Consider the following 19297-nt stretch of genomic DNA (forward strand, 5'->3'; position numbering starts at 1 on the left):
ACCAGGAGACGAGGAGGTTCGCGGCTGGCGCAGGACAGCGTCGATCGATGCCTTGTCCAGCCTCGGCGCCATTCAAGCGCTCGCTGGTGACCCGCGGATGTCGGATTGGTGACGCTCAGGTGACAGCGTGCCGTGGCGCCTCAGTAGCTGCGGCACTGCCGGAAACGGACCTGCCTGCCGCTGTCCGCGGGCGGGGTCAGCTGGATGCGCGACGAGGCCAGTGCCGGATAGCGCTCCACGAGCGGGCAGATGTCGGCGAAGGGATCCGCATTGGTGGCGAGCACGAACACCTGAAGCGTCGATGTGCTGGTCCACAGGGCCCTCGACACATCCGGCAGGGTCGACACGCTGCTGGCCAGTTCGCGGCGCTGTGCCTGGAGCGTGGCGGCGTCGGGATCGGCGACGGGTGCGGCCGCATCGCTGGCCGTCTGGCCGGGAGCGGGCGTTGCCATCGGGCCGGGGTTGCCCGCGGCGGAGGCGGGCGGTCGCGGTGCAGGCACCATCGCGAACACGCCCAGCCCGGCGATCAGCGCAAGCAGCCCGCCGGCGAGGACGCGCTCGCGCGCGCGATGCATGGCCGCGTCCAGGATCGGCTGCACCGCTGCGGCGGGCAGCAGTGGCCGCAGTTCGGGCCAGAGCGTGGCGCCGTCGAGAAGCTCGACCGGCTGGCCGCGCGCGGCCTTGCGCGCCTCATCGTCGATCCGTCCCTGGGTGACCAGCAGTCCGCCAGCGGCGCCGGCGACGCCCATCGCGGCGGTCAGTCCCTTCACCGCGGCGCGGCCGAGGACGAAGGCGCTGCCGTGCTTCGCCGACAGCAACCAGTGCTCGCCATCGCGCACCAGCGTGTAATCGCTGTCGCCGGCGTCGGATTCGTGGTCGACCAGGCGGTGGTAGCCGCGTCGCGAGAGGGCCTCGAGCACCACCCGGATGAACGCGCGCCACGACATCGCCGACAGCGCCGCGATGCCGGCGGCGGTTTCGTCACGCCGGCGCAGCGGCCCGCGCGCCAGCCAGGCGACAGTGCCGCCGACGGCGAGCGCGACCACGATTGCAAGCAGCCACTGCAGCATGGATATCGGTTCCCTGTTTCCTGGATGGTTGAAGCATAGACGCATGCCGACGTGCGCCGGCCGCGTCGATCAGGCGAAGCGTTCGTCCAGCACGCGCCGGATCCCGGATTCGATCGGGCCCTGCATCGCCGCCAGCAGGAAGCCCAGTTCGGCGGTGACGTGCACCTCGCCGGGCAGCAGCGCAATGCGGCCGTCGACGCCATGGCGGCTGAACTGCAGCACGTCGCCCTGCCACAGGCAGTCGACGCCGAATTTTTCGACGAGCTTGTCCGCGACCTGTTGCACGGCGTCGCGCGCGCGCTCCGGCGACAGCTGGTGCGGGTGATGGATGTCGATGCCTGCCATGGACTGGTCCGCTTGGTGGGGGCGCTATTCTGGCTGCGTGGCGCGCGCGATCCAAGCGCTGCTGCATGCTAGATTCCCTCGCCAATGGACAAGCTCAGACTCCGCTTCGACCCGGGTGGCGAAGATCATCCCCTTGCCGTGGGCGTGCATGGCGTGGGCCGGACCGCCAATGGCGGCGGCCTCGGGCTGGTCGAAGCGTCGCCGATCGTGAACTTCTGCGTCGACCGCCGCGGTGTCTGGCTGACCGTGCCCGAAGGCACGCGCGGCGTGCACGTCAACGGCCGTCCCGTGCTGCGCATGGCCATGTTGCGCCTGGGCGACGCGGTATTCGTGGATGGCTGCGGCATCCGCCTGGTGTCGGCGCAGCCGCCGCGCCAGCCCGCGGCCGGTTTCGGCGACAGCACCGGCGAGGCCGGTGACGTGCGCGTGGTGCTGCGCGGCGTCGGCGGCCACTACCACGGGCGCAGCTTCACGCTTGAACGCCCACGCCTGGTCGGGCGCGCGCCAGAGGCGGACATCCGCATCGACGAGGCCGCCTTCGCCGAGCGCCACGCGCGGCTGGAGGTGCTGCGCGGTGAAGTCGTGCTGCGCGACCTCGGTTCTGCCGAAGGCAGCCAGGTCAACGGCGAAACCGTGCGCGACGCGGTGCTCCAGCCCGGCGACCAGGTCGTGTTCGATGCCCACCATCGCTTCGTGCTCGAGGCACCGTCGGGTGCGCCGTCGCGTGCCGTTGCCACTGCGCCGGCCCCGGTGTCTGCGCAGCCGCGGGCCGGCGGAGGCGCGATGCGCCTGCCGTGGCTGCTGGTCGCGGCGGCCCTGCTGGCCGGCCTGCTGGCGCTGCTACTGCTGTTTGGCGCCGGTTGAGGGCGGCGCGCGCTTCACGGTTGCCGCCGTGCGACGCCGCCATCGCACGAGGCGCCACCCCAGCAGCGTCGCGAGGATGACCGCATACAGCAGCGGCTCGCGGAGATCGGACTTCACCACCCACCAGAAATGCAGCACTGCCAGCGCCGCGATGGCGTACACGAGGCGGTGCAGGCGGCCCCAGTTGCGGCCCAGCCGCCGCATCCAGCCGCGGGTGGATGTCACGGCCAGGGGCAACAGCAACAGCCAGGCCGCGAAGCCCACGGTGATGTAGGGCCGCTCGACGATCTCGACCAGCACCTGCGTCCACCAGCCGCGCAGGTCGAGCACGAGGTAGGCCGTGAAGTGCAGGCTGGCATAGGCGAAGGCCCAGAGGCCGAGCATGCGCCGGAAGCGCAGCAGCAACGGCTGGTCCAGCATCTGCCGCAGTGGTGACACCGCCAGCGTGATGAGCAGCAGGCGCAGCGCCCACAGCCCGAGTTCGTGTTCGATCGCCGCCACGGCGTCAGCGCCGAGCGCGTCGATGTCGGAGCCGCTGCCGACCTGCCAGGCCTTCCAGCCCAGCAGGGCGAGCGGCGCCAGGGCCAGCGCGTGCACCGCGGCCTTGGCCGCGACGACGCCGCGCCCGCTACGCATGCTCAGTACCAGCGGGCAAGATCCATGCCCTGGTACAGCCCTGCGACCTGATCGGCATAGCCGTTGAAGGGCTGCGTCGGAATGCGATCGGCAAACAGGCGGTTGCCGCTGCCGGCGATGCGACGCTCGGAGGCCTGGCTCCAGCGCGGATGGTCGACCGCGGGGTTCACGTTGGCGAAGAAGCCGTACTCGCGCGGCTGCATGTCGTTCCAGGCCGTGCGTGGCGCCTTGGTGGTGAACTCGATCGCGACGATCGATTTGATGCCCTTGAAGCCGTACTTCCACGGCACCACCAGCCGCAGCGGCGCGCCGTTCTGCTGCGGCAGCGCGTTGCCATACATGCCGGTGGCCAGCAGGGTGAGTGGATGCATAGCCTCGTCAATGCGCAGGCCCTCGCGGTAGGGCCAGTCGATGATCGGCGCGCGCACGCCGGGCATCTGGCGCGGGTCGGCAAGGCTGGTGAAGGCGACGAATTTCGCGTCGGACGTCGGCTGCAGGCGCTTGAGCACGTCGCCCAAGGGGACGCCCAGCCAGGGGATCACCATCGACCAGCCTTCGACGCAGCGCATGCGATAGACGCGCTCCTCGGGCACCAGGCCTTTGAGCAGCGTTTCAAGCGGGATGGTGCCGGGCCTGGCGCACTCGCCGGACACGGTCACCGACCAGGGCGAGGTCACCAGCGTCTTCGCCGCGCGCGAGGGGGCGGCCTTGTCGCTGCCGAACTCGTAGAAATTGTTGTAGCTGGTGGCGTCCTCGTAGCGGGTCAGCGGCTCGTCGGTCGTGAAGCCGCTGGCGCCGGCGGCACGGGGAGCAGCGGCCCTGGCTGCGTCGGCCGCGGGCGGCGGTTCGGCGCCGCGGCAGCCGGCCATGGCCAGGGCCGGCAGGGCCGCAAGCGTGCCAAGCAGGCGGCGGCGCCCGCGGTAGACGGTCTCATCGGTGATGGCGGAGCCGCGTGGGAAGGGAGGTTGGCCGGGGGGCATGCACGTTCTCTTTGCGATCTGCAGTTTGATCCTACGCCGGGTGCGTGCCTGCGCAGGTGCTGCATTGCGGCATACTGGCTTGTCACTGTTGAACGAGATGTCACGATGTCGCGCGCATACAACTTCAGCCCGGGGCCGTCCACGCTTCCCGAGTCCGTACTGCGCCAGGCGCGCGAGACCATGCTCGAGTACGGCGACGCCGGCGCCTCGATCGTCGAGATCAGCCACCGGGGCCCGGAATTCATCGACATCGCGGCCCGCGCCGAGGCCGACCTGCGCAGCCTGCTGTCGATTCCCGACGACTACGCCGTGCTGTTCCTGCCCGGCGGCGCAACCACGCAGCAGGCGCTGCTGCCGCTGAACTTCGCCGCGCACGGGCAGCGTGCCGACTACGTGCTGACCGGCCATTGGGGCCAGGTGGCGACGAAGCAGGCCCGGCCCTATGTCGATCTGCACATCGCTGCCAGCAGCGAAGCCGGGGGTTACCGCAGCATTCCGCCCGCGTCGGAGTGGCGTTTGTCGGCCGATGCGGCCTATGTCCACGTCACCGCCAGCGAGACCATCCATGGGGTGGAGTTCCGCCCCGATGCGCCCGGCGGCCATCCGTTCCCGGATACCGGCTATGTGCCGCTGTTCGCTGATTTCAGCTCCAGCATCGCGTCCGAGCCGATCGATGTTTCACGCTTCGGCGCGATCTACGCCGGTGCGCAGAAGAACCTGGGTCCCGTGGGCATCGGCGTGGTCATCGTGCGCCGCGACCTGCTTGAGCGCGCAGGGCAGCCGCGGGCCGACATCTTCGATTACCGCCGGCAGCTTGCGGCGGACTCGATGCTCAACACGCCGCCGACATGGAACTGGTACGTGGCCGGCCTGACCTTCCGCTGGATGCTCGACGAGGGCGGGGTGGAGGTGTTCGCGCGGCGCAACGCGGCCAAGGCGAAGGCGCTGTACGCGGCCATCGATGCCTCCGGCGGCTTCTACCGCAACAACATCGATCCGGCGGTGCGCTCGCGCATGAACGTGCCCTTCCTGCTGTCTGAGCAGGCGCTCGACGCGGCCTTCCTCGCCGAGGCGCACGATGCGGGACTGATCGGACTCAAGGGCCACCGCGTGGTGGGCGGCATGCGCGCGTCGATCTACAACGCCATGCCCGTGGAAGGCGTCGAGGCGCTGGTCGCGTTCATGCAGGACTTCCAGCGCCGCCATGGCTGAAGGCGAGGGCGCGGGGCAGTCGCAGCCGACGGCACGGTCGCCCCGATGCGGGCGCGACGGTTGGGTGGCGGCGCGAGGTCGTTCGTTGTCAGGCGAGTTCACGCTACCCGGCGACAAGTCGGTTTCGCACCGTGCGGTGATGCTTGCCGCGCTGGCCGACGGCGATTCGCGGATCGACGGCTTCCTGGAGGGTGAGGATACGCGTGCCACGGCGGCGATCTTCGCGGCGATGGGCGTCGGCATCGAGGCCGCGTCACCCTCGTGCCGCATCGTTCGCGGCGTCGGCATCGATGGCCTGCGTGCGCCGGCGGGTCCACTGGATTGCGGCAATTCCGGCACCGCGATGCGCCTGCTCGCCGGACTGCTTGCCGGCCAGCGCTTCGACAGCGTGCTGCTTGGCGACGCTTCGCTGTCGCAGCGACCGATGCAGCGGGTGGCAGCGCCGGTGCGCGCGATGGGCGCGGTGATCGACTCGGATGACGGCGGCCGTCCGCCACTGCGAATCACCGGCAGGCAGGCGCTGCGCGGCCTGGATTACGCGACGCCCGTGGCGAGCGCGCAGGTCAAGTCCGCGCTGCTGCTGGCCGGGCTGTACGCGGAAGGCGAGACCCGGGTGAGCGAACCTCGTCCGACGCGTGACTACACCGAACGCATGCTGTCGGCCTTTGGCTGGCCGGTGGACTTCGCCCCGGGGATGGCCCGTCTGGAAGGCGGCCATCGCCTGCATGCCCGTGATATTGAAGTGCCTGTCGATTTCTCTTCGGCAGCCTTCTTCATCGTGGCCGCGACCCTGGTGCCGGGTTCGTCCCTGGTGCTGCGCTCGGTTGGCGTCGATCCACGTCGGACCGGGTTGATCGATGCCCTGCGCGCGATGGGCGCGGACATCCGTGAGCTTGGTCGGCGTGACGGCATCTGCGGTCCGGTGGCCGACATCGCCGTGCGCCACGCGCCGCTACGCGGCATCGACCTGCCGGTGGCGCTGGTGGCGGACATGATCGACGAGTTCCCGGTCTTTGCCGTGGCCGCGGCCTGTGCGAGCGGCCGCACGCGCATCACCGGCGCGGCGGAGCTGAGGGTGAAGGAATCCGACCGCATCAGCGCCATGGCCTCGGGGCTGCAGGCGCTGGGCGTGGATGTGCGCGAATCCCCGGACGGCATGTTGGTGCAAGGCGGCCCGATGCGCGGCGGTGCCGTCGACAGCCTTGGCGACCACCGCATCGCCATGGCGTTCGCGGTGGCGGCACAGCGGGCCGAAGGCGAGGTGACCATCGGCGATGTCGCCAACGTCGCGACCTCGTTCCCCGGCTTCGAGACGCTGGCGCAGGCCGCCGGCTTCGGCCTGCGCCGCGCCTGAGTCCGCGCGCTACTGCGCGTCGAGGCGGAAGGTCACCGGGACCTCGACCCGCGCTTCGACCTTCTTGCCGTCGCGCATGGCCGGCTGGAAGGTCCACTGGCGCACCGCGTCGACGGCGGCCCGATCGAGCTCGCGGTTGCCGCTGCGGCGCACGACCTCGACTTCGACGGGGCGGCCATTGGCATTGACCAGGATGCCGACCAGCACCGTGCCTTCCGCGCGCTCGCGATAGGCGGTCGCCGGGTATTCCGGCTGGACGCGATTGGTGAGTTCGGGCTCGCTGTCGGGGGCGGCGGTGGCGCGGGGCTGGGCTGGGCGCTCGCGGGACTCGCGGCGTGCGTCATCAGCGGCACGCTCGCGCTCCGCGGCGGCGTCGCGGGCATCACCCATGTCCGCGGCGGGCGGCGGCAGGGGTTCGGGCACGTCGGATACGCCTGCGCGCTGGTTGTAGATGAACCAGCCGAATGCGAGCAGGGCCAGCAGCAGGACGATCCACAGCAGGGGCGAGGAGGACTTGCGTTCAGGGTCCCGGGGCGGTTGCCCGCGCTGGTGGTCGGGGATGTTCGGGTTCGGATCGGACATCGTCGGCTCCTTGTCTGCACGTGCAGTCCGGGGAGCGTTCCACAGGCCGGGTTGAGACCGTGTGTGCGCGTGGGGCCCGCTCAGCCGCCGCTGTCGAAGTTGATCGGTACTGTCACCACGCCCGCGACCGGCGTGCCGTCGCGCATGGCCGGACGGAAGCGCCAGCGCTGCACCGCCCGCTGTGCGGCGCGGTCGAGGTCGCGTGAGCCGCTGCTGGCGGCGATTTCGACCCGGTCCGGCACGCCGCGGGCGTCCACGTGGATCCGCAGCATGACCTCACCGGACTCGCCGCGGCGCAGGGCGCGTGCGGGGTAAGTCGGGCCGGGTGACCTGATGGGGACCGGTGAGCTGGCGGACAGCTCCAGCGGAGGCGCCGCAGTACCGGCGTCGTCCGGGGTGGCCGGTGCTTGGGCCGATGGCACTCCGGGGGCCGCCGGCTCCCACGGCTGCTCGAGCCGGGCGCCGGATGCGGGCCCCGCGGGAATGGCCTCGTCGCTCGCAGCCCCGGACGCAGGCGGCGCGGGCAGTGGCTTGAAGGCCGGGGCGGACGCCGCCGGTGGCTGCTGGTCGGGGCGATACAGGTCCGCGCTGTCGCGCTGGGCGAGCCAGAGAACGAGGAACACGGCCAGTCCGAGCACGACGCCGGCGGCGACGATCCACCAGCCGCGGCCGCTGGGAAGGGGGAGGGTGCTGCGTCTGTGCTCTGCGCTCATGCTCGCCGGTTCAAGTCGCGTGGCCCCGATTCTGCCACGCGCCGTCCGGCAAACGCGTCCGTGACACGCGATAATCAACGGCCCGACACTCCCGTGAAGCGACGCAATGCTCGATCCCAACCTCCTGCGCCATGATCCCGCCGCGCTTGCCCTGCGCCTGCGCCAGACCCGCGGCTTCGAACTCGATGCCGCTGCGCTCGAGCGCCTGGAGTCCGAACGCAAGGCGCTGCAGGTGCGTACCCAGGAGTTGCAGAACCTCCGCAACACGCGCAGCAAGGCCATTGGCCAGGCCAAGGCGCGGGGTGAGGACGCCGCGCCGCTGCTGGCGGAGGTCGCCGGACTGGGCGAGGAGCTGAAGACGTCCGAGGCGCGGCTGGAATGGATCAAGGCCGAACTCGAGGCGATCGCCCTCGGGCTGCCCAACCTGCCCGACGACAGCGTGCCGGCCGGCAGCGACGAGTCGGGCAACGTCGAACAGCATCGCTGGGGCAGGCCGCGCAGTTTTGATTTCGAAGTCCGCGACCATGTCGACCTCGGCGCCCGCCACGGCTGGCTCGATGGCGAAGCCGCGGCACGACTGTCGGGTGCGCGCTTCACCGTGCTCCGCGGCCAGCTGGCGCGCCTGCACCGCGCGCTCGCCCAGTTCATGCTCGACCTGCACGTGGACGAACACGGCTACGCGGAAACCAGCGTCCCGGTGCTGGTGAATGCCGACGCCATGCGTGGCACCGGCCAGTTGCCGAAGTTCGAGGACGACCTGTTCGCGACCATGGTGGGCGAGGGCGAGGCGGCGTCGAAGCGCTACCTGATCCCGACCGCCGAGGTGCCGCTGACCAACCTCGTCGCCGACACCATCGTCGATGCGGATCGCCTGCCGCTGCGCATGGCGGCGCACTCGATGTGCTTCCGCGCCGAAGCCGGTGCCTACGGCCGCGACACCCGCGGCATGATCCGGCAGCACCAGTTCGAGAAGGTGGAGCTGGTCTCGGTCACCGCGCCTGACGCCAGCGACGACGAACACGAGCGCATGACGCGCTGCGCCGAGGTCGTGCTGGAGCGGCTCGGCCTGCCGTACCGCCGCATGCTGCTGTGCTCGGGCGACATGGGGTTTGCGGCACGCAAGACCTACGACCTCGAGGTCTGGTTGCCCTCGCAGCAGACGTACCGCGAGATCTCCTCGTGTTCGAACTGCGGCGATTTCCAGGCCCGTCGCATGCTGGCGCGCTGGCGCGGCGAGGGCGGCAAGCCCGAACCCGTGCACACCCTCAACGGCTCCGGCGTGGCCGTGGGACGCGCCCTGGTGGCGGTGATGGAGAACGGCCAGCAGGCCGATGGTTCGATCACCGTGCCGGAGGCGTTGCGGCCGTACATGGGTGGCCTGGCGGCGATTTCCTGACGCGCGCGGCGAAACGCGCCCCTCGGATTCCCTCTCGCGGATCCTCCCCGGTTCCGCGGCTTCCCGCTGCATTTCGCGGCTGGGCGCCGTTTTGCCGTCTGGCCCGAGGCCGCGCCCTTCGTGCCGACGCTACGCCACATTGGCGGTTTGGCGGTGCGATCCGTGCCGGCTCCGATCCTGGCTCCATCGTTGCATTTGTGCCACTTGCGTGATCAAATACTGCTCCATTGTTCCACTGGAGCCGCAAAGATGCAGGATCTGAACGATCTCTATTACTTCGCGATGGTCGTCGACCACGGTGGCTTCGCCGCCGCCGAGCGCGCTCTGGGCATTCCGAAGTCGAGGCTCTCGCGCCGTATCAGCCAGCTTGAAACCGAGCTCGGCGTCCGGCTCCTGCAGCGTTCCACGCGTCGCTTCGCCGTCACCGACGTCGGCCAGAGCGTGTATCGCCACACGCAGTCCATGCTTGCCGAAGCCACGGCCGCGCGCGAGGTGGTTGACCGCCTCAGCGCCGAACCCCGCGGCGTGGTGCGCGTCAGCGTGCCGGTAGGCCTTGCGCAGCAGCAGATGCCGCAGCTCCTGCCCGAATTCCTCGCCCGCTACCCGCAGGTCCGGGTGCAGATGCACGTCAACAACCGCCGCGTCGACGTCATCAACGAGGGCTTCGACGTGGCCATCCGCGTGCGCAACAAGCTCGATGACGACGGCAGCCTGGTGATGCGCAGCTTCGGGCAGATCCAGGAGCTGCTGGTCGCGAGTCCGACCTACCTCGACCGCGCCGGCCGCCCGACCACGCCGGAGGAGCTCAACGACCACACCACCATGACCATGAACGAGGACGAGGTCCGGCAGCGGTGGGACCTGCAGGGCACCGATGGCGAAGTCCGCCGCGTCGAACTCAAGCCGCGCGTGGCTGGCGGCGACTTCCCGATGCTGATGGCGCTGGCGCGCCAGGGCCTGGGCATCACCATGCTTCCGGAAACGCTGTGCGCCGAAGCGGTGCGCAACGGCGAGCTCGAAGTGGTGCTGCCGCAGTGGCGACTTCCACAGGGCATCGCGCACCTGGTGTTCGCGTCACGCCGTGGCCTGCTGCCGGCGGTGCGTGTATTCATCGATTTCCTGGCGGAGAAGCTGCCGCCGCTGATCGAGGCCTCGCGGCTGGACTGTGAGAACCGCAGCCGCGGGGGCGCCGACGGCCGGTCTGCCGCTGCCTGAGCAGGCGCGACGCGGTGTCGCGTCATGCGACAATCGACGCCGCGGCATCTGCAGGCGTCGGTCCGATCGCAAGTACGCTATAGGACGATGCCGCGCAAAGTCCCCGGAAGAGTGGCCGAGCGGTTGAAGGCACCGGTCTTGAAAACCGGCAATGGGCAACCATTCGTGGGTTCGAATCCCACCTCTTCCGCCATGGATCGGCTGATTTCCTGACTTTCGATCACGGGTTGTTAGCATGGTCACATTGCATCCGGGACTGTGTCGCTACTTCGCTTGCGGCTCCCTTGCGCCGCGGTTAGCCTCCCTCGCAGGGGTTAACGAACGCGTCATGAGGGGACAAGGATGACCATCAGGGTCTACGTGGTGGATGACCACGCACTGGTACGCGCCGGGATGCGCATGATCCTGTCGGCAGAGGCCGACATCGAAGTGGTGGGCGAAGCCGAGTGCGGCGAAGACGCCCTGCCGCAGATCCGTGCGCTCAAGCCGGACATCGTGCTCTGCGACCTGCACCTGCCCGGAGTCAGCGGGCTGGAAGTCACCGAGCGCATCGTGCGCGGCGAATACGGGCCGAAAGTGATCGTGGTATCCGTGCTCGAGGACGGACCAATGCCCAAGCGCATGATCGCCGCGGGTGCCGCCGGCTACGTCGGCAAGGGTGGCGATGCCAGCGAACTGCTGCGCGCGGTGCGCGAGGTGGCTTCGGGACGCCGGTTCCTGGCGAGCAAGGTCGCGCAGTCATTGGCCTTGTCGGGACTGGATGCGACGGAGTCGCCGTTCGATGCGCTGTCGCCCCGGGAAACCGAGGTTGCGATGCTGCTGATCCAGGGCATGCGTCAGGAAGAGATCGCGCGACGCCTGAGCCTCAGCGCCAAGACCATCAATACGCACAAGACGCGGCTGTTCGACAAGCTGCAGGTGCACGACAGCATCGCGCTCGCGCGCCTGGCCAGCCAGTACGGCATGGCCGACCCCGCGCACGCCATCATCTAGCGTACGCGGGGCAGGGCCAGCGATCAGGCGCCGGAGGGCGCCTGGTCGTCGTGCTTTGCTTCTTCTTCCACTTCGGCTTCGGCAGCTGCGTCTGCCGCGGCTTCCGCCGCGTCGGCGATCTCGGCAACGGCCACCTCAGTGACGTCCGCCACGTCAGTGACGGCCGCCGCGTCGTGCGCAGGCGCATCGACCGCCGCTTCCGGCAGGGCCGGCTCGACGACGTCGAACAGGCCGCGCGGCACCTCGGCTGCAGGCGTGGGCTCGGCGGCTACCGGGGGCGGGTCCACGGCTTCCACAGCGCTGCTTGCTCGCATATCGTTCGCCACGGTGGCCGAGGCCGCCGCAGGTTCGGGACGGGTGACTTCGATCTTCTCCACCGCTTCCGGCGCCTCGACCACGGGCTCCACCCGGGGGGGCGGATCCATCGCCACTGCGGCATCAGCTGCCACCACAGCGGGCTCAACCTGCGTAGCGCTCTCCGGCGCTGGTGCAGGCGCCATCGCTGCGGCCGCTGTCTCGGCCGGGTTGGTTCCGGCGGGAATGGACTCACTGGCTGCAGCCGGCGCGCCCTCCGATGGCGGAGCTGCTTCGGGAGCCGGCGACGCGAACGCCGCAGGCACGCTTGCGGGTGCGGCGACAACTGCGGCGGCCGGGGCGGCAACCGGGACGACAGCCGGGGCAGGGCGCGCAGGCGGTGCGTCGTCGGCGAAGTCGAACTCCGGCTGTGAACTGCGTGCGACAGACACCTCGGAAGCGTCTTCGGAGGTCTCGCCGTCGACCGACGATGCGCCTTCGGTAGCGCTGCCTTCGCCGTTGCCACGGCGACGACGACGGCCACCGCGGCGACCGCGGCGACGCTTCTGCGTGCCGTCACCGGCATCCTCGTCGGCAGTGGCGTCCGGGTCGCCGGCGTCAACGCCGGCCGGCCGGGCCTGCTCGGTGCCGTCGGCCGGGGACTGCGCGGGCCTGCTGTCGTGCTGGTTGCCTTCAGCGGCCTGCGGCGCCTGGGCTTCCTGCGTCGCGGTGCTGTCAAGCGCCACAGCTGCGGCGGCCAGGGCTGCGTCTGCTGCCTTGTCTGCCACGTCCTGGGTACCGACTCCGCTGTTGGACGAGGACGCCTGCGGCGACTCGCCGCGGCGCTGGCGGCCCAGCGGGTTGCGCTCGCCTTCCGGGCGTTCCGGACGCTTTTCACGCGCGGGCTTCTCGCGCGGCGGCTTCTGCGCCGCGGCCTCGCCGTTCTGGCCGGCGGGCTTCGGCTGCTTGCCGGCCCCCTGGGCCTGCGCCTGTTCACTGCTGCCGCTGCCACGACGGCCATCGCGACGGCCTCCGTCGCGACCGCCGTTCCGGCCGCCACGCCCCTCACGCTCCTGGCGCGGGCCGCGGTCGCCGCGGTCAGTGCGCTCACCGCGGCGCTGGTCGCTGGAGGATTTCTCCGTCGCCGGCTTCTTCGGCGCATCTGTATCTGGCTGGCCCACGAACAGGCCCTTCAGCCAGCCGACGATGCCGCCACTGGCTGCAAGCGGCGCAGCGACGGGCGCCGGTGCGGGCGCCGGAGCGGGCTCGGGACGCGGCTCGCGCACGGGAGCAGGGCGCGCGTGCTGGACCTTGGTGACCGCGGCTGCGGGCACGTTGAGGTTGGCCTTGGTCAGCGCGATGGTGGCGACCTTGCGTGGTGTGCCGCGGCGGTAGCTCGGCTTCGAGGAGTCGTCGTCCAGCTCGTTGGAGCGCAGGCGGGTGACTTCGTAGTGCGGGGTGTGCAGCTGCTCGTCGGCGACGATCACGATCGGCGCGTCGTGGCGCGCTTCGATCTCGCGCAGGGCGCTGCGCTTCTCGTTGAGCAGGTAATTGGCGATATCCACCGGGGCCTGCACCAGCACCTGTCCGGTGTTGTCCTTCATCGCGTGCTCTTCGGCCAGCCGGATGATGGCCAGCGCCAGCGACTCGACGCTGCGCATGCGGCCGTGGCCTTCGCAGCGCGGGCAGACGATCTGGGTGGATTCACCGAGGCTGGCGCGCAGCCGCTGACGGCTCATTTCCAGCAGGCCGAAGCGCGAGATGCGGCCCAGCTGCACGCGTGCGCGGTCGTACTTGAGCGCGCCCTGCAGGCGGTTCTCGACCTCGCGCTGGTGCTTGTTCGACGACATGTCGATGAAGTCGATCACCACCAGGCCGCCGAGGTCGCGCAGCCGCAGCTGGCGGGCCACTTCGTCGGCAGCCTCGAGGTTGGTGTGGAACGCGGTCTCCTCGATGTCGCCGCCCTTGGTAGCGCGGGCCGAGTTGACGTCGACCGCGGTCAGGGCCTCGGTCTGGTCGATCACCAGCGCGCCGCCCGACGGCAGGCGGATGGTGCGCTCGTAGGCGTTCTCGATCTGCGACTCGATCTGGAAGCGGTTGAACAGCGGCACGTCGTCGGTGTAGTGCTTGAGCTTGCGCAGGTTGTGCGGCATCACCTGCTCGACGAATTCCTTTGCCTCCTCGTACATCTCGGGCGTGTCGACCAGGATCTCGCCGACGTCGGCGCGCATGTAGTCGCGCAGGGCGCGGATGATCAGCCGCGATTCCTGGTAGATCAGGAACGGCGCGGGCTTGCTCAGCGCGGCGTTGGCGACCGCCTTCCAGATCGACAGCAGGTAGTCGAGGTCCCACTGCAGCTCTTCGGCGTCACGGCCGACGCCGGCGGTGCGGATGATCACGCCCATGTCGTCGGGGATCGCGAGCGCATCCATCGCCTTCTTCAGCTCGGCGCGGTCGTCGCCCTCGATCCGGCGCGAGACGCCGCCGGCGGTGGGCGAGTTCGGCATCAGCACCATGTAACGGCCGGCCAGCGAGATGAACGTGGTAAGCGCCGCCCCCTTGTTGCCGCGCTCGTCCTTGTCCACCTGGACCACCACTTCCTGGCCTTCGCGCAGGAGTTCCTTGATGCCGGCCTTGTTGTGGTCGACGCCGGAGGCGAAGTAGTCGCGGGAGATTTCCTTCAGCGGCAGGAAGCCGTGGCGCTCACCGCCGTACTCGACAAAGGCGGCCTCGAGCGAGGGCTCGATGCGGATGATCCGGCCCTTGTAGATGTTGGACTTCTTCTGCTCTTTCGAGGGTTGCTCGATGTCGATGTCGTAAAGGTTCTGGCCATCGACGATGGCGACGCGCAGTTCCTCTGCCTGCGTCGCGTTGATCAGCATGCGCTTCATTGTTGCGTTCCTCGCGCGCTCTCGCACACGGAACGCCGGGGCGTTTCGCCTGGATGTGGCCTGCCGCCGGCGCGTGAGCGCCTGGCGACCGTGGTTGCTTCCAGCGCTGCACACCACGGCGGGCCGCGGGAGCGCTTGTTTCCATATCAAACCGTTTTGGGCCGGCGGCTGCGCAGAACCCTTGTAGGGAGACCTGCGCGCCGCACGGGACATGTTCAGCGCCGGTGCCGTGGCACCGGGCGATCACAGGACCTGCCGCCCAACCGCTAACATGTCTACCCCGAGGGCAGTGGCCGCGCGCTGGAGGGACTCGCGGAAGACCGGCTTTTGGCCGGGGAACTTCCAGCGAAATCAGGGCCTTATCTCGCCGGGCGAGTGTAGCAGAAAAGAATTCAGCCAGGACGTCCCCGGAAGGCGTCCGATCACTGTCCCAGGAAGACCCAGATGACCGAACCAGGCAAGACCGCGGCAACCGGTGGCGTACGCACCGTGCGCATTTCAGACGACCGCGACGGGCAGCGCCTGGACAACTTCCTGCTGGGCTACCTGAAGGGAGCGCCGCGATCGCTGGTCTACAAGATCGTGCGCAGTGGCCAGGTGCGCGTGAACGGGGGCCGGGTCCGCGCCGACCGTCGCCTGGAAGGCGGCGACGAGGTCCGGATTCCGCCGGTGCGGCTCGAGGATCCGGCGGAGAAGGGCAGCCCCGCGCCGGGCCTGCTCGAAGCGATGGCGGCGAGCATCGTGTTCGAGGACGCGCGCCTGCTGGCGATCAACAAGCCCTCGGGCGTCGCCAGCCACGGCGGCAGCGGGATCAGTTTCGGGGTCATCGAGACCCTCCGTGCGCTGCGTCCGAACCAGGAGCTGGAACTCGTCCACAGGCTCGACCGGGACACCTCCGGCCTGATGGTGATCGCCAAGAAGCGCTCTGCCCTGACCGAACTGCAGGCGTTGATGCGCGAGGACGCGGGTGCCGGCCTGCGCAAGCGCTACCTTGCGCTGTTGCTGGGGCGAATGCCCGATGGCGTCATGAGCGTCGATGCGCCCTTGCACGTGGGGCTGCGCCAGGGCGGCGAGCGCCACGTCCAGGTGGATCCCGCGGGCAAGCCGTCGCTCAGCCATTTCCGCGTGCTTGAGCGCCGCGGCGGACAGTCGTACTGCGAGATCCGGATCGAGACCGGACGCACCCACCAGATCCGCGTCCACGCCAGGCATATCGGCCACGCCGTGGCCGGCGACGACAAGTACGGTGATGCCGAGGCGAACCGCCGCCTGCGCGACAAGATCGGGCTGCGCCGGCTGTTCCTGCACGCCACATCGCTGGAGTTCGCGCTCGATGGCGGCCGCGTGCCCTACGTGCTCAACGCGCCGCTGGCGCCGGAGCTGACCGAGGCCCTGGACCGGCTGGGCTGACTCAGGACGCCAGTTCGTCGGTGCGCGCCGCGCAGATGAAGTCGTTTTCGCTCAGGCCGCCGACATCATGGGTGGACCAGCGCACCTCGCAGCGGTCGTAGTGCACGCCGAGGTCGGGGTGGTGGTCTTCGCGATTGGCCATGTGCGCCAGGGCATTCACGAACGACATCGTGTGCCGGTAGTCGGGGAAGCGGAAGGTGCGAACCAGCGCCTTGCCTTCCTCGGCCAGCGTCCATTCCGGGATCTCCGGCAGCAGTTCGCGGACGCGGGCGTCGGCCAGACGGTGCTCGGAACCGCGGCGCGGGAGGCAGTGGGCGCGGGCGAGGGGGATGAGGTCGGACATGGTCGGCTCCTGGTGGATCGCTCCCGGCGGCTGAACGCTGCGTGTCGCGCGGCGCGGAGCCGGCGACCGTTGCCGGCAAACCGGGGCGGGGCGGCTAGAATACCCGGATGATCCAGATCTCGAGTTCCGCCCAGACCCATTTCCGCAAGCTGGTCGAGCGCGAGGCCGTGCCCGGCATGGGCGTGCGCCTGGCCGCGATGCGACCGGGCACGCCGCAGGCCGACGTGCGCCTGGAGTTCGCTGCGCCCGATGAGCTGCATGGCGACGAGTGGGCGGTGGATTGCGAAGGCTTCACTCTGTGGCTTGACGCCGAGAGCGTTCCCTTCCTCGAGGGCGCCGAGATCGACTACACCGCGCTTGCCACCGGCGGCCAGCTGCAGATCCGCGCGCCGCGGATCAAGGGCGTGCAGCCGGACACCGAAGCGTCGCTGGTGGAGCGCGTCCGCTGGACGATCGAGCACGTGGTCAATCCGCAGCTCGCTTCGCACGGCGGCCATGTGTCCGTGAAGGAAGTCAGCGCCGAGGGCGTGGTGGTGCTGAGCTTCGGCGGCGGCTGCCACGGCTGCGGCATGGCGGACGTGACCCTGAAGCAGGGCATCGAGAAGACCCTGCTCGAACAGGTCCCGGGCGTGACCGCGGTGCGCGATGCCACCGACCACGACACCGGCGCGGCGCCGTACATCCCGCGCGCGTCGGCCTGATCCCCAGACGCGCTTCGACTGCGACGGATGTTCACCTCCGCCGAACTGATCGAAGCGCTGCGCCGCCGGATGCGGCGCTCGCTGCGTCCGCCCCCGCCCCCGGGTGAGTTCCCGCCCGCCTGGCGCGACTGGTTCGCCGCGATGGCGGCCCGGCCGGGGCACGTCTCCGGTGCCGCCGCCAGCGATATCGTCGCCGTCGTCGCTGCGCGCGAGTCCGCGGTATCGGCGGACATGGTCCAGGTGCTGGGCCGCTGGCGGGCCTTCACTTCCCTCTGGCGACAGGACTGGCAGCCGGCCAGTCGCGACGAGCGCTGGACCCGCATCGCGTCGATGTCGGCGAGCCTGTTGCTGCACCTGCTGTTCGTGGTCGCGCTGGCGTGGTTGATGTTCACCACCTTCCATTTTCCGGGAGCGGTCGAGGATGCCCGCGATGGCGAGCAGCACGTGCTGCAGGTGGAATACATCGGCGAGGGCACGCCGGCCGAGAGCGGCGGCGGTGCACCGGAGGCGCCGCTGGAGTCGCCCGAGGCGCCTGCGCCCGCCGCTGTGCAGGCTTCGACCGCGAGCGCTGCGCCGGTCGTGCCCAAAGCCGCGCCGGACCCCGTGCAGTCACCGGCAGACGCGCAACCGGACGCAACGACCGACGTCCTGCCTCCGCCCCTGCCCGAACGCACCCTGGCCATCGAGCTGCCGCAGCTCGCGCCGCCGTCGGTCCCTGCGCCGCAGGATTTGCAGGTCACCGAGGTCGATGTTCCCGACAGCCGCTTCGTGGTGCCGCCGCCGCGTGAACTTACGGTCGAAACCCCCGAGGCCGCCGCGCCCGACGTCACCGTGCGCCGCCGCGACATCGACGTCGAAGCGACGACGCGCGTGCAGGTCAGGGCCGCGACGTTGCCGCGCGAACTGGAAACCTCGGTGCGTGATTCCACGCCGCAGGGCGTGGCCGTGGCCGAACGCAGGGTCGAACTGTCAGAAGTCGCCGATGTCTCGGTGGAATCGTCCCGCAACGTGCCGGTCACCGGCATCCGCGAGGCGGTGGTGACGGCGCCGGCCGTGCGCACGCGCGAGGTGCCCATGCCGTCCGCAAGGCCGGCGGCGGCGCCCCGGGATGCTGCGGCCGCTGCCGGGACCCCGGCGTCCGGGCAGGCACCCTTGGCCGCCACGCGCCCGGCGGCCGGCGAGGGCACTGCGGCCAGTCCCGCGGTCCCGCCCGGCGGCCGCCCGGACGCCGGCAGTGGCGCGCGCAGCGCGGGCATCGCGCCCGGCGCTGGGCAACGGCCGGACCAGCCGCCCGGCGCGCAGCCGTCGGCCCGGGCCGCCGACGACTGGGGTGACTCGACGCACAACCTGCCCGGACGCCAGGCAGGCACGCCGGGCGCATCGGGCCTGTTCAACGCCGACGGCAGCCCGCGCCTGGCCGACGGCGGGCGCGTGGGCGGTGGCCTGCCTCCGGGCACCATCACCGAGGACTTCGAGAACATCGATCGCCATGGCACCTGGCTCAAGCGGCCGCCCTACGACTACGAACCGACCGCGTTCGATCGCTTCTGGATGCCGAACGAGAGCCTGCTCGAGGAATGGGTGCGCAAGAGCGTGACCGAGGTGCGGATCCCGATCCCGGGTACGAGCAAGACGATCCGCTGCGTCACCGTGATGCTGGCGCTGGGTGGTGCCTGCGACATCGTGGATCCCAACCTGCAGGAACAGCCTGCGGCTGCGCGCAAGCCACCGGAGGTGCCGTTCAAGCGCGACCTGCAGGAAGACCAGGAGAGCCTGGGTCCGCCCGGATCCTGAGGCCGGACGGCACGAAGCCCGCGCAGGCGGGCTTCGTGAAGGGGTGTCGCCTTGCGTGGCGTGACTCAGTTGATGCTGTGCACGCCGTGCAGGTCGCGGATCTGGGACGGCCGCGAAGCGAAAAACGCGGCGAGGTCTGCGATCTGCTGGTCGTCGAGGTCGCGGGCCTGGTTCGACATCAGCGCATGGTCACGCTCGCCGCTGCGATAGCCCTGCAGCGACTGCGCGAGGTAGTCGCGGTACTGGCCACCGAGCTTCGGATAGCTCGGGTCGAGCGGCGTGTTGCCGTCCGCGCCGTGGCAGTCGACGCAGGACTGGCCGGTGGCGGCACCCTTTTCGTTGGCCTTGAGTTCGCCTTCGGCGATGCGGCCTTCGGGCAGGGCGGACGCGATCGTGGCGCGCGCGAAGCCCGGCTCCGCCGGCGCGGAACCGCCGCAGGCGACGAGGACAAGGCTGGCGCCAAGCGCTACGGCCAGGCTGAGTGCGGACGTCTTCATGGAGCGG

The 19297-nt window shown here is 70.2% G+C and carries 18 protein-coding genes and 1 tRNA gene; 10 read left to right on the forward strand and 9 right to left on the reverse strand.

Translation table 11 applies throughout. The features are described from left to right. Window positions 1–140 precede the first annotated feature (140 nt). Window positions 141–1070 carry a restriction endonuclease gene (locus ACW5E8_RS05265; protein WP_456964422.1) on the reverse strand — a complete coding sequence of 310 codons (930 nt, stop codon included), beginning with the start codon at window positions 1068–1070 and terminating at the stop codon, window positions 141–143. Between the two features lie 69 nt (window positions 1071–1139). Continuing rightward, window positions 1140–1415, reverse strand: coding sequence for a polyhydroxyalkanoic acid system family protein (locus ACW5E8_RS05270; protein ID WP_456964423.1), 276 nt, complete (start codon window positions 1413–1415; stop codon window positions 1140–1142). Window positions 1416–1499: 84 nt separating this feature from the next. On the opposite strand from ACW5E8_RS05270, the gene ACW5E8_RS05275 reads away from it, so the two are divergent. After that, window positions 1500–2279: an FHA domain-containing protein gene (locus tag ACW5E8_RS05275; RefSeq protein ID WP_456964424.1), complete on the forward strand. Its 780-nt coding sequence runs from the start codon at window positions 1500–1502 to the stop codon at window positions 2277–2279. Here ACW5E8_RS05275 and ACW5E8_RS05280 read toward each other — a convergent pair. Both ACW5E8_RS05280 and msrP read right to left on the reverse strand, forming a co-directional pair. Next, the gene (locus tag ACW5E8_RS05280; RefSeq protein ID WP_456964425.1) at window positions 2256–2915 is read right to left on the reverse strand and encodes a protein-methionine-sulfoxide reductase heme-binding subunit MsrQ; all 660 of its coding nucleotides are present in this window, start codon (window positions 2913–2915) and stop codon (window positions 2256–2258) included. The genes ACW5E8_RS05275 and ACW5E8_RS05280 overlap by 24 nt on opposite strands. A gap of 2 nt (window positions 2916–2917) precedes the next feature. Next, window positions 2918–3895 carry a protein-methionine-sulfoxide reductase catalytic subunit MsrP gene (gene msrP, locus ACW5E8_RS05285; RefSeq protein ID WP_456964426.1) on the reverse strand — a complete coding sequence of 326 codons (978 nt, stop codon included), beginning with the start codon at window positions 3893–3895 and terminating at the stop codon, window positions 2918–2920. Window positions 3896–4000: 105 nt separating this feature from the next. On the opposite strand from msrP, the gene serC reads away from it, so the two are divergent. Together serC and aroA are read left to right on the forward strand one after the other, a co-directional pair. Beyond that, window positions 4001–5107, forward strand: a complete 1107-nt coding sequence (serC, locus tag ACW5E8_RS05290; RefSeq protein ID WP_456964427.1) for a 3-phosphoserine/phosphohydroxythreonine transaminase — start codon at window positions 4001–4003, stop codon at window positions 5105–5107. Beyond that, entirely contained in the window at window positions 5100–6461 is a 1362-nt protein-coding gene (gene aroA / locus ACW5E8_RS05295) for a 3-phosphoshikimate 1-carboxyvinyltransferase (RefSeq protein ID WP_456964428.1), read from the forward strand. The genes serC and aroA overlap by 8 nt, the downstream gene beginning before the upstream one ends. A gap of 9 nt (window positions 6462–6470) precedes the next feature. Here aroA and ACW5E8_RS05300 read toward each other — a convergent pair whose 3' ends face one another. Together ACW5E8_RS05300 and ACW5E8_RS05305 are read right to left on the reverse strand one after the other, a co-directional pair. Beyond that, complete coding sequence (locus tag ACW5E8_RS05300) at window positions 6471–7043, reverse strand: energy transducer TonB (RefSeq protein ID WP_456964429.1); 573 nt, start codon at window positions 7041–7043, stop codon at window positions 6471–6473. Between the two features lie 80 nt (window positions 7044–7123). Further along, a complete protein-coding gene (locus tag ACW5E8_RS05305; RefSeq protein ID WP_456964430.1) occupies window positions 7124–7756 on the reverse strand; it encodes a TonB family protein in 633 nt (210 codons plus the stop codon). A gap of 106 nt (window positions 7757–7862) precedes the next feature. Here ACW5E8_RS05305 and serS point away from each other — a divergent pair, with 106 nt between their 5' ends. From serS to ACW5E8_RS05325, 4 genes are all read left to right on the forward strand, one after another. After that, entirely contained in the window at window positions 7863–9152 is a 1290-nt protein-coding gene (gene serS / locus ACW5E8_RS05310; RefSeq protein ID WP_456964431.1) for a serine--tRNA ligase, read from the forward strand. Window positions 9153–9401: 249 nt separating this feature from the next. After that, complete coding sequence (locus tag ACW5E8_RS05315; RefSeq protein ID WP_456964432.1) at window positions 9402–10367, forward strand: LysR family transcriptional regulator; 966 nt, start codon at window positions 9402–9404, stop codon at window positions 10365–10367. 105 nt (window positions 10368–10472) lie between these two features. After that, window positions 10473–10560, forward strand: a tRNA-Ser gene (locus ACW5E8_RS05320). Between the two features lie 149 nt (window positions 10561–10709). Further along, the gene (locus tag ACW5E8_RS05325) at window positions 10710–11360 is read left to right on the forward strand and encodes a response regulator (RefSeq protein WP_456964433.1); all 651 of its coding nucleotides are present in this window, start codon (window positions 10710–10712) and stop codon (window positions 11358–11360) included. Window positions 11361–11383: 23 nt separating this feature from the next. On the opposite strand, the gene ACW5E8_RS05330 is transcribed toward ACW5E8_RS05325, so the two are convergent. Beyond that, window positions 11384–14545 carry an Rne/Rng family ribonuclease gene (locus ACW5E8_RS05330; protein WP_456964434.1) on the reverse strand — a complete coding sequence of 1054 codons (3162 nt, stop codon included), beginning with the start codon at window positions 14543–14545 and terminating at the stop codon, window positions 11384–11386. 444 nt (window positions 14546–14989) lie between these two features. Between ACW5E8_RS05330 and ACW5E8_RS05335 the strand changes: the two genes are divergently transcribed. After that, a complete protein-coding gene (locus ACW5E8_RS05335; protein WP_456964435.1) occupies window positions 14990–15955 on the forward strand; it encodes an RluA family pseudouridine synthase in 966 nt (321 codons plus the stop codon). Between the two features lies 1 nt (window position 15956). Here the strand turns inward: ACW5E8_RS05335 and ACW5E8_RS05340 are convergent, their stop codons facing one another. Beyond that, a complete protein-coding gene (locus ACW5E8_RS05340; protein ID WP_456964436.1) occupies window positions 15957–16298 on the reverse strand; it encodes a 4a-hydroxytetrahydrobiopterin dehydratase in 342 nt (113 codons plus the stop codon). A gap of 107 nt (window positions 16299–16405) precedes the next feature. On the opposite strand from ACW5E8_RS05340, the gene ACW5E8_RS05345 reads away from it, so the two are divergent. Both ACW5E8_RS05345 and ACW5E8_RS05350 read left to right on the forward strand, forming a co-directional pair. Further along, a complete protein-coding gene (locus ACW5E8_RS05345) occupies window positions 16406–16999 on the forward strand; it encodes an NfuA family Fe-S biogenesis protein (protein ID WP_456964437.1) in 594 nt (197 codons plus the stop codon). Window positions 17000–17026: 27 nt separating this feature from the next. Then, window positions 17027–18793, forward strand: a complete 1767-nt coding sequence (locus ACW5E8_RS05350) for a hypothetical protein (RefSeq protein WP_456964438.1) — start codon at window positions 17027–17029, stop codon at window positions 18791–18793. Between the two features lie 65 nt (window positions 18794–18858). On the opposite strand, the gene ACW5E8_RS05355 is transcribed toward ACW5E8_RS05350, so the two are convergent. Beyond that, complete coding sequence (locus tag ACW5E8_RS05355; protein ID WP_456964439.1) at window positions 18859–19290, reverse strand: c-type cytochrome; 432 nt, start codon at window positions 19288–19290, stop codon at window positions 18859–18861. Window positions 19291–19297 lie beyond the last annotated feature (7 nt).

This window comes from Luteimonas sp. A649 (assembly GCF_054072735.1).